The 9868-nt window shown below is 59.4% G+C and carries 7 protein-coding genes; 1 reads left to right on the forward strand and 6 read right to left on the reverse strand.

From position 1 onward, the window contains the following. Positions 1–374: 374 nt before the first annotated feature. Positions 375–1499: an IS481 family transposase gene (locus FEM54_RS14960; protein ID WP_138451652.1), complete on the forward strand. Its 1125-nt coding sequence runs from the start codon at positions 375–377 to the stop codon at positions 1497–1499. A 126-nt stretch (positions 1500–1625) separates the two neighbouring features. Here FEM54_RS14960 and FEM54_RS14965 read toward each other — a convergent pair whose 3' ends face one another. The 6 genes from FEM54_RS14965 to FEM54_RS14990 all read right to left on the reverse strand — a co-directional run. Next, positions 1626–3236 (reverse strand): ABC transporter ATP-binding protein, encoded by a 1611-nt coding sequence (locus FEM54_RS14965; RefSeq protein ID WP_099549134.1) that lies wholly within the window; start codon positions 3234–3236, stop codon positions 1626–1628. Position 3237: 1 nt separating this feature from the next. Next, a complete protein-coding gene (locus FEM54_RS14970) occupies positions 3238–4257 on the reverse strand; it encodes an ABC transporter permease (RefSeq protein ID WP_012723835.1) in 1020 nt (339 codons plus the stop codon). 1 nt (position 4258) lies between these two features. After that, positions 4259–5275 carry a microcin C ABC transporter permease YejB gene (locus FEM54_RS14975; RefSeq protein WP_138451654.1) on the reverse strand — a complete coding sequence of 339 codons (1017 nt, stop codon included), beginning with the start codon at positions 5273–5275 and terminating at the stop codon, positions 4259–4261. Continuing rightward, a complete protein-coding gene (locus FEM54_RS14980) occupies positions 5276–7108 on the reverse strand; it encodes an extracellular solute-binding protein (RefSeq protein WP_138451656.1) in 1833 nt (610 codons plus the stop codon). It lies immediately after the preceding gene. After that, positions 7105–8934, reverse strand: a complete 1830-nt coding sequence (locus FEM54_RS14985) for an extracellular solute-binding protein (RefSeq protein WP_138451658.1) — start codon at positions 8932–8934, stop codon at positions 7105–7107. Before FEM54_RS14985 ends, FEM54_RS14980 begins: the two co-directional genes overlap by 4 nt. A 236-nt stretch (positions 8935–9170) precedes the next feature. Next, positions 9171–9868: LysM peptidoglycan-binding domain-containing protein (locus FEM54_RS14990; RefSeq protein ID WP_138451660.1), on the reverse strand; the 698-nt coding region annotated here is incomplete at its 5' end.

Below are 9868 nucleotides of genomic sequence, written 5' to 3' on the forward strand. Positions count from 1 at the left end.
GCTGTTGCTGTTGCTCCGGCTCTTACATCCTTTTCGATGACGAAGTCAGCGGTCTTTTGATCTGCGCTTTTGATCTTGATCTTGATCTGAAATCGCCCCGTTAAACACGATGGCCGGAATCTGACAGGGATTTGGGGGGTAAACCGGCAGGGATGCCGGTTTAGCCGCGCTGGGCCAAGGATGGCCCATCGCGGCGGCCCCCCAAATCACTGTCGGATTGCGGGCATGCCGAGCCATAGCGAGGCACCGAGTGTTGGGGCGAGGACCTTTTGGTTACTTTTGCGTCCTTGTGTACGGACCGGACACATGGTTGACGGGTGTGCGGGGACATGGTGGACACTTCTCGGCGAAGCCAGCTTCGCCGGGAGGCCATCATGCCCTGGAACACGAGAGACGCCATGAGCCTAAAACAAGAGTTTGTTTCCTTAGCAAAGAAACCCGGCAGTAATAAGCGAGAGCTGTGTCGACGATTTGGTATAAGTCCGCAAACCGCCTACAAGTGGCTAAAGCGTTACGAGGCCGGCGGCTCTGCAGGTTTGCAAGAGAAGTCACGCAGGCCCGCCAGCAGCCCCAAACTGACCCGGGCCGAGCTGGAGGCTGAGGTCGTTGCACTTCGCCAAGATCATCCGGCATGGGGCGGACGCACAATTAGCAGCATGCTGGACAAGCGAATTGCTCCCAGTACTGTCACTAATGTCCAGCACCGGCACAGCTTGATTAAGCCTTCAGAGAAAGAACCAGAGGCCCGGCTGAGATTTGAACATCCTGAGCCCAACGATCTTTGGCAGATGGATTTCAAAGGCCACTTTGCAATGCAGCAAGGCCGATGCCACCCCCTGACCATCCTGGACGATCATTCGCGGTTCAACCTGGCCATCCAAGCGTGTGATAACGAGCGAGGCACCACCGTAAAACAGAAGATGAGCGAGGTATTTGAAACTTACGGTTTACCGGCACGTATCAACGTCGACAATGGCGCGCCATGGGGCTCACCGCGTAATCCTGGCGAGATCACAGAGTTGAGTATTTGGCTGGTGCGTTTGGGAATTCGGATAAGTTTCAGTCGTCCCTACCATCCGCAAACAAATGGGAAAATCGAGCGTTTTCATCGATCACTCAAGGCAGAAGTCCTTAACGGGCGTCACTTTTCTACGCTAGCGGATGCTCAATCAGCATTCGATCAATGGCGTGAAATATACAACCTGCAACGTCCTCATCAGGCGCTGGAATACAAGGTGCCCATGGACCGCTATCGCAGCAGTCCTTGGGCTTATCCGCAAAAGCTACCTGAGTTTGAATACGGACCAGACGACGTGTTAGCCAAGGTTTATCACAGCCGTTTTCGCTTCCAAAAACGCTACTTCAGCATCGCAAAAGGCTTGGTAGGACAGCACATAGCAATCCGCCCGAACGCAGAAAGCGATGGTCTGTTCGACGTCTATTTCTGCCATCACTTTTTGCGAACAATCGACATTAGTAAGCCTGATTATGGTCAATAATGTGTCCACCATGTCCCCGCACATGTGTCAACCATGTGTCCGGTCCGTACACGTCCTTGCAAAAGTGACCCGCTGTAAGAGCGGAACCATAGGCCGCCGTTACCTAAATAACGGATATGTACACGATCAAACCACAACAGCAGGCACCAAAAACGCAGCTTCCAACAACTGCCGCGTATAAGCATGCTGCGGATCCGCAAAGATCCCCGCCGCGTCCCCCTGTTCCACCACCTGCCCATGCTTGACCACCATCAACTGGTGACTCAAGGCCTTCACCACCGCCAAATCATGGCTGATAAACAGGTACGTCAGGTTGTACTTGGCCTGCAGCCCCCGCAATAATTCCACCACTTGCCGCTGCACCGTGCGGTCCAGCGCGGACGTCGGTTCATCGAGCAGTATCAAGCGGGGCTTGAGCACCAAGGCACGGGCGATGGCAATGCGTTGACGCTGCCCACCGGAAAACTCATGGGGGTAACGATGCCGCGACTCCGGGTCCAGGCCCACTTCCTTGAGCGCTGCAACAATCGCCAGTTCCTGCTCGGCCGGCGTGCCCATTTTGTGGATACGCAAGCCTTCGCCAACAATCTCGCTCACACACATCCGCGGGCTCAAGCTGCCGAACGGGTCTTGAAACACCACCTGCATCTCCCGCCGTAGCGGGCGCACCTGTTGCTGAGTCAAGCGGTCAAGTTGCTGGCCTTCGAAGCGAATCCCGCCTTTGCTTGCGATCAAGCGCAGAATCGCCAGGCCCAGGGTGGACTTGCCCGAGCCGCTTTCACCGACGATGCCCAGCGTCTGGCCCTGGGGCAGGCTGAAGTTGATGCCGTCCACGGCCTTGACGTAATCGACGGTGTTGCGCAAAAAGCCCTTTTTGATCGGGAACCAGACCTTCAGGTCGTCGACTTCCAAGAGTGGCGGCCCGACCTCGTTACTGGCTGGCCCACCGCTGGGCTCCGCCGCCAGCAGTTCCTGGGTGTAAGGGTGCTGGGGCGACTGAAACAGCGTCTCGCAATCAGCCTGTTCAACGATGCAACCCTGCTGCATCACACACACACGATGGGCGATGCGCCGCACCAGGTTCAAGTCATGGCTGATCAGCAGCAATGCCATGCCCAGCCGGGCCTGCAGCTCTTTGAGCAGTTCCAGGATCTTCAATTGCACGGTGACGTCGAGGGCCGTGGTCGGTTCGTCGGCGATCAGCAGTTCGGGCTCGTTGGCCAGGGCCATGGCGATCATCACCCGCTGGCGCTGGCCGCCTGACAGTTCGTGGGGCAGGGCTTTGAGGCGCTTGTGCGGCTCGGGGATGCCCACCAGTTCAAGCAGTTCCAGGGTGCGCCGGGTCGCGACTTTACCGGTCAGGCCTTTGTGCAGGCCGAGCACTTCGTTGATCTGCTTCTCGATCGAATGCAGTGGGTTCAACGAGGTCATTGGCTCCTGGAAGATCATCGCAATGCGGTTGCCGCGAATATGCCGGATGGTTTTCTCTTTGAGGGTCAGCAGATCATGCCCGGAATAGCTGATGGTGCCGGCCGGGTGCCGCGCCAGCGGGTAGGGCAACAGGCGCAGGATCGAGTGGGCGGTCACCGATTTGCCCGAGCCGCTTTCGCCGACCAGCGCCAGGGTTTCGCCGCGCTTGATATCGAAGCTGACATTGTTGACCACGCGATGGTGATGCTCGCCGGTGACGAACTCGACGCAGAGGTCGCGGACTTCGATCAGATTGTCCTGATTCATCTCATTTCCTCGGGTCGAAGGCATCGCGAGCGGACTCGCCGATAAACACCAGCAAACTCAACATGATCGCCAACACGGCAAACGCACTCATGCCCAGCCACGGCGCTTGCAGGTTGGATTTGCCCTGGGCCACCAGTTCGCCCAGGGACGGCGAACCGGCCGGCAGGCCGAAACCGAGAAAATCCAGGGCGGTGAGGGTGCCAATGGCACCGGTGAGGATGAACGGCATGAACGTCATGGTCGAGACCATGGCATTGGGCAGGATATGCCGGAACATGATCGCGCCGTTCTGCATGCCCAGCGCTCGGGCGGCACGTACATATTCCAGGTTGCGCCCGCGCAGGAACTCGGCGCGCACCACGTCCACCAGGCTCATCCACGAAAACAGCAACATGATGCCCAGCAGCCACCAGAAGTTGGGCTGCACAAAGCTGGCGAGGATGATCAGCAGGTACAGCACCGGCAAACCCGACCAGATCTCCAGGAAACGCTGGCCGGCCAGGTCGACCCAGCCGCCATAGAAACCCTGCAAGGCGCCAGCGATGACGCCGATGATCGAGCTGAGCACGGTCAGCGTCAGGGCAAACAGCACCGACACACGAAAGCCGTAGATCACTCGCGCCAGCACATCGCGGCCCTGGTCGTCGGTGCCCAGCAGGTTCACCGAAGACGGCGGCGCTGGCGCGGGGACTTTCAGGTCGTAGTTGATGCTCTGGTAGCTGAACGGGATGGGCGCCCACAGCGTCCAGGCGTCCTTGGCCTTGAGCAGTTCCTGGATATACGGGCTTTTGTAGTTGGCCTCCAGCGGGAATTCGCCGCCAAAGGTGGTCTCCGGGTAGCGTTTAAGCGCCGGGAAATACCAGCCACCGTCGTAATGGACTGCCAGCGGTTTATCGTTGGCGATCAACTCGGCGCCCAGGCTGAGCACGAACAGAATCAGGAACAGCCACAGCGACCACCAGCCACGTTTGTTGGCTTTGAAACGCTCGAACCGGCGGCGATTGAGGGGGGACAGGTTCATCTCAATGCTCCCGGCTGGCAAAGTCGATACGCGGATCGACCAGGGTGTAGGTGAGGTCGCCGATCAGCTTCACGATCAGCCCCAGCAAGGTGAAGATAAACAGCGTGCCGAACACCACCGGATAATCGCGGTTGATCGCCGCTTCAAAGCTCATCAGGCCCAGGCCATCGAGGGAAAAGATCACCTCGACCAACAGCGAACCGGTGAAGAAAATCCCGATAAATGCCGAGGGGAAACCGGCAATCACCAGCAGCATGGCGTTACGAAACACATGGCCGTAGAGCACGCGGTGGTTGGTCAGGCCTTTGGCTTTGGCGGTGACCACGTACTGTTTGTTGATTTCGTCGAGGAAGCTGTTTTTGGTCAGCAGGGTCATGGTCGCGAAGTTGCCGCCAAAGCTCAGTTCTTCGAAGTTGTTGGAGGTCAGCCCACGCAAGGGGAACCAGTCCAGGTAACTGCCGCCGGCAAACACCACGATCAGCAGGATCGCGAACAAAAACGCCGGGATGGCATAGCCGACGATGATCGCCGAACTGGTCCACACGTCAAAGTGGCTACCGTGCCGCGTGGCCTTGGCGATGCCCAGCGGGATCGACACCAGGTACATGATCAGCGTGCTCCATAACCCGAGGGAGATGGACACTGGCATCTTTTCCTTGATCAGGTCGATGACCTTGGCGTCGCGAAAGAAGCTGTCGCCAAAATCCAGTCGTGCATAGTTCTTGACCATGATCCACAAGCGTTCCGGCGCCGACTTGTCGAAGCCGTACATCTTTTCGATTTCCTTGATCAGCGCCGGGTCCAGGCCCTGGGCGCCGCGGTAGCTGGAACCGGCCACCGAGACCTCGGCGCCGCCACCGGCAATGCGGCTGGTGGCGCCGTCGAACCCTTCGAGCTTGGCGATCATCTGCTCCACCGGGCCACCGGGGGCGGCCTGGATGATGATGAAGTTGATCAGCAGGATCCCGAACAGCGTGGGGATGATCAGCAACAGGCGGCGAACAATATAGGCCAGCATTTAATCGCCTCCGCTCGCCGGATCGGCGCTCTGGACAGTGTCGACGGCAGGTTTGACTTCAGGTTTGGCCCACCAGGTGGCCGTGCCGACGTCGTAGCGTGGGGGGACTTTGGGGTGGCCCAAGTGATCCCAGTACGCCACGCGGTAAGTCTTGATGTGCCAGTTGGGGATCACGTAGTAGCCAAACTGCAAGACCCGATCCAGCGCCTTGGCGTGGTCGACCAGGCTTTGGCGCGAGTCGGCGTTGATCAGTTCTTCGACGAGTTGGTCGACCACCGGATCCTTGAGACCCATGTAGTTGCGGCTGCCGGATTTGTCGGCGGCGGCGGACGACCAGAATTCGCGCTGCTCGTTACCCGGCGAGGTGGACTGCGGGAAGCTGCCCACCAGCATGTCGAAGTCCCGCGAACGCAGGCGGTTGATGTACTGCGAAACGTCAACGCGGCGGATCACCAGGTTGATTCCGAGGTCGGCCAGGTTGCGCTTGAATGGCAGCAATACCCGCTCAAACTCGGTCTGGGCAAGCAGGAATTCGATGGTCACCGGTTTGCCGGTGGTGTCGACCATTTTGTCGTCGACGATCTTCCAGCCAGCCTCCTGCAACAGCTGGTAAGCCTCACGCTGCTGGGTGCGGATCATGCCGCTGCCGTCGGTCTTGGCCGGCTCGAAGGCTTGGGTGAAGACTTCGGCAGGGATCTTGTCGCGAAACGGCGCCAGGATGGCGGTTTCCGCCGGGCCGGGCAGGCCGGTGGCGGCCATTTCCGAGTTTTCGAAGTAGCTGCGGGTGCGGGTGTAGGCGCCATTGAACAGCTGTTTGTTGCTCCACTCGAAATCCAGCAGCAGGCTGATGGCCTTGCGTACCCGCACATCCTGGAACATCGGCTTGCGCGTATTGAACACAAACCCTTGCATGCCGGTGGGATTGCCGTTGGGAATTTCTTCCTTGATCAACCGACCCTGGGCCACGGCCGGAATGTTGTAGGCGTTGGCCCAGTTCTTGGCGCTGAACTCCAGCCAATAGTCGAACTGCCCGGCTTTCAAGGCTTCCAGGGCCACGGTGCTGTCACGGTAGTAGTCGGTGATGCGGTTGTCGAAGTTGTAGAAGCCCTGGGTTACCGGCAGGTCCTTGGCCCAGTAATCCTTGACCCGCTCATAGCGCACCATGCGCCCGGGTTTGACCTCGGCAACCTTGTACGGGCCACTGCCCAGCGGTATTTCCAGGTTGCCCTTGGCAAAGTCGCGCGTTGCCCACCAATGCTTGGGCAATACCGGCAGTTGGCCGAGGATCAACGGTAATTCACGGTTATTGGTGCGCTTGAACTTGAACAGCACACGCAGCGGGTCTTCGGCGACCACTTCGTCGACGTCGGCGTAGTAGTTGCGGTAGAGCGGCGAACCGTCCTTGATCAGCGCCTGGAAGGTGAACACCACGTCTTCGGCCCGGATCGGATGGCCATCATGGAAGCGCGCTTCGGGGCGCAGGTAGAAGCGCACCCAGCTGTTGTCCGGAGCCTTTTCGATCTTGCCGGCCACCAGGCCGTATTCGGTGACGGGCTCGTCCAGGCTTTGCATGGCCAGGGTGTCGTAGATCAGCGGCAGGTTGTCTGCGGGCACGCCCTTGCTGATGTAGGGGTTGAGGCTGTCGAAGCCGCCCATGCTCGATTCACGGAAGGTGCCGCCCTTGGGCGCGTCGGGGTTTACATAGTCGAAATGCTTGAAGTCGGCGGGGTACTTGGGTGGCTCGCTGTACAGGGTCAGCGCATGTTGCGGCGCGGCATTGGCTGCGCCGCACGCTAACAAGGCGCCAAACAGGGCGGTGCGCAAGGTCATCATTGGGCTTTCTCCGAAGCTTTAAGCCACCACGCGCTCAAGCCCAGGCTGTAGGGCGGCGTGGTGACAAAGGCGAACCGGTTGCGGTACGCCAAGCGATGATAGTTGAGGTACCAGTTGGGAATACTGTAGTGCTGCCACAGCAGCACCCGGTCGAGGGCGCGGCCGGCGGCCAATTGTTCTTCGCGGGTCTGCGCCGCCAGCAGTTGGTCGAGCAGGTGGTCGACCACCGGGTTGGCGATGCCGGCGTAGTTTTTGCTGCCCTTGATGGCCGCCTGGCTGGAGTGGAAGTACTGCCACTGCTCAAGGCCCGGGCTCAAGGTCTGGTTGAGGGTGATCAGGATCATGTCGTAGTCGAACTGATCCAGGCGCTGCTTGTATTGCGCCCGGTCAACCGTGCGCAGGCGCGCGTCGATGCCGATACTTTTGAGGTTTTCGACGTAGGGCTGCAGGATGCGTTCAAGGTTCGGGTTGACCAGCAGAATCTCGAAGCGCAGCGGATGGCCCTTGCTGTCGAGCAGCCGCTGGTCTGAGAGTTTCCAGCCCGCTTCGCCGAGCAAGGCCAGGGCGCGGCGCAACGTCTCGCGCGGGATGCCGCGGCCGTCGGTCTGCGGCAGGCTGAAGGCTTGAGTGAACAGGTTGGGCGGCAACTGGTCGCGGTAGGGCGAGAGCATCAGCCATTCATGCCCCACTGGCACGCCGGTCGCAGAAAACTCACTGTTGGGGTAGTAACTGAGCGTGCGTTTATAGGCGCTGCTGAACAGGGTGCGGTTGGTCCATTCAAAATCGAACATCAACCCCAGGGCTTCACGCACTTTGGTCTGGCTGAAGATCGGCCGCCGCGTGTTCATGAACAAGCCCTGGCTCTGGGTCGGGATCTGGTGGGCGATCTGCGCCTTGATCACGTCGCCGCGGTTGACCGCGGGGAAGTTGTAGCCGGTGGCCCAGTTCTTGGCCTGGTGTTCGATATAGAGGTCGAATTCACCGGCCTTGAAGGCTTCGAAGGCCACGTCGCTGTCGCGGTAGAACTCCACTTCGACCTTGTCGTAGTTGTAGAAACCCTGGTTGACCGGCAGGTCTTTGCCCCAGTAATCCTTGACCCGCTCGAACACCAGCTGGCGGCCCGGGGTGACCTTGGTGATGCGATACGGCCCGCTGCCCAAAGGCGGCTCGAAGGTGGTGGCCTTGAAGTCGCGGTTCTTCCAGTAATGCTGGGGCAGAACCGGCAGTTCGCCCAGGCGCAGGATCAGCAGTGGGTTGCCGGCGCGTTTGAACACAAAACGGATGCGATGGCGGTTGAGAATGTCGACCCGCGCCACTTCCTGCAGGTTGGTGCGGTACTGCGGGTGGCCTTCGGTGAGCAGGGTGCGATAGGAAAATGCCACGTCATAAGCGGTGATCGGCTTGCCATCATGGAAGCGCGCTTCCGGGCGCAGGTTAAACACCACCCAACTGCGGTCCTCGCTGTACTCCACCGATTGGGCAATCAGCCCGTAGCTGGAGGTGGGCTCGTCACCGGACGGCGCGTACTGGCCGGTGCCGACCATCAGCGGCTCGTTCAGCTCGTTGACGCCGTATTGCAGGAAATTGGGCGTGGAAACCGGGCTGGTGCCCTTGAAGGTGTAGGGGTTGAGGGTGTCGAAGGTGCCAAATGCCATGACCCGCAATGTCCCGCCTTTGGGCGCTGCAGGGTTTACCCAGTCGAAGTGGGTGAATTTGGCCGGGTACTTGAGTGTGCCGAACTGCGTGTAACCGTGGCTCTCGGTAATCGTCGCGTTCGCAGCAAAGCTCAAGGCCAGACTTATTAGTAGAAGGAGGGGACGCTTCAAGTCAGAGATCCGATCCAGGCGGCTTGGGCTTTATGATCGGTACAGTAACAGCTTGTTCCGGTTGGAAAAAGGTCGCTGAAAACACTGGGGTCAGGGTTGGGAAGGTATCGGATTGGGTGAAGATCAAATGTGGGAGTTGGCTTGCCTGCGATAGCATCAACTCGGTGTGCCTGACACACCGAGGTGTTTGCATCGCAGGCAAGCCAGCTCCCACACAAGCCAGTCCCCACGGGACTTTATCTAGGCCCGGAAACCACCAGCATCTGGCCTGGCTTGAGTGCCTGGCCAGTACGCGGGTTCCAACGCTTGAGATGTTGCATCTCGACGTTGAAGCGCTTGGCGACGATGTACAGCGAGTCACCTTTCTTGACCTTGTACTGCACCGGTTTCTTGCTGCTGGCCACCAGTTTGCGGGTGTCCTGCATCACCAGGGTCTGGCCGACCTTTAGGGCCTGGCCATTGAGTTTGTTCCAGCGCTGCAGGTCATGTACATCGACCTTGTTCGCCTTGGCGATCAGCGTGAGGTTGTCGCCACTGCGGACCTTGTAGTTGCGGGTACGCCCGGCCACCCGTGTGCTCTCAACTTCGTCGAACACCTGCTTTTTCGGGCGCATCGCCAGCAATTCTTCGGGCTTCATCGTCGAAAGGGTGCTGGTGAGCAACTGCGCCTTGGAGCTTGGCACGAGCAAATGCTGCGGGCCGTCCAGGGTGGTGCGTTGTTTCAGGGCCGGGTTGAGCTGGAACAGTTCGTCTTCGTCGATCTCGGCCAGCGCGGCAACCCGGGACAGGTCCATGCTTTGCTTGACTTCAACCACTTCGAAGTACGGCGTGTTGGCAATCGGGCTCAGGTTGACGCCATAGGCCTCGGGGGCCAGCACCACTTGGGACAGCGCCAGGAACTTGGGCACGTAGTCCTTGGTTTCCTGGGGCAGGG

Origin of the sequence: Pseudomonas edaphica (assembly GCF_005863185.1) — a bacterium.
In the GTDB taxonomy this organism is placed as follows: Bacteria; Pseudomonadota; Gammaproteobacteria; order Pseudomonadales; family Pseudomonadaceae; genus Aquipseudomonas; species Aquipseudomonas edaphica.

What these genes read in the sequence shown, in the direction of transcription:
- FEM54_RS14960 (WP_138451652.1), top strand. Translation starts at nt 375, where the DNA reads ATGCCCTGGAACACGAGAGACGCCATGAGCCTAAAACAAGAGTTTGTT.
- FEM54_RS14965 (WP_099549134.1), bottom strand. Translation starts at nt 3,236, where the DNA reads ATGAATCAGGACAATCTGATCGAAGTCCGCGACCTCTGCGTCGAGTTC.
- FEM54_RS14970 (WP_012723835.1), bottom strand. Translation starts at nt 4,257, where the DNA reads ATGAACCTGTCCCCCCTCAATCGCCGCCGGTTCGAGCGTTTCAAAGCC.
- FEM54_RS14975 (WP_138451654.1), bottom strand. Translation starts at nt 5,275, where the DNA reads ATGCTGGCCTATATTGTTCGCCGCCTGTTGCTGATCATCCCCACGCTG.
- FEM54_RS14980 (WP_138451656.1), bottom strand. Translation starts at nt 7,108, where the DNA reads ATGATGACCTTGCGCACCGCCCTGTTTGGCGCCTTGTTAGCGTGCGGC.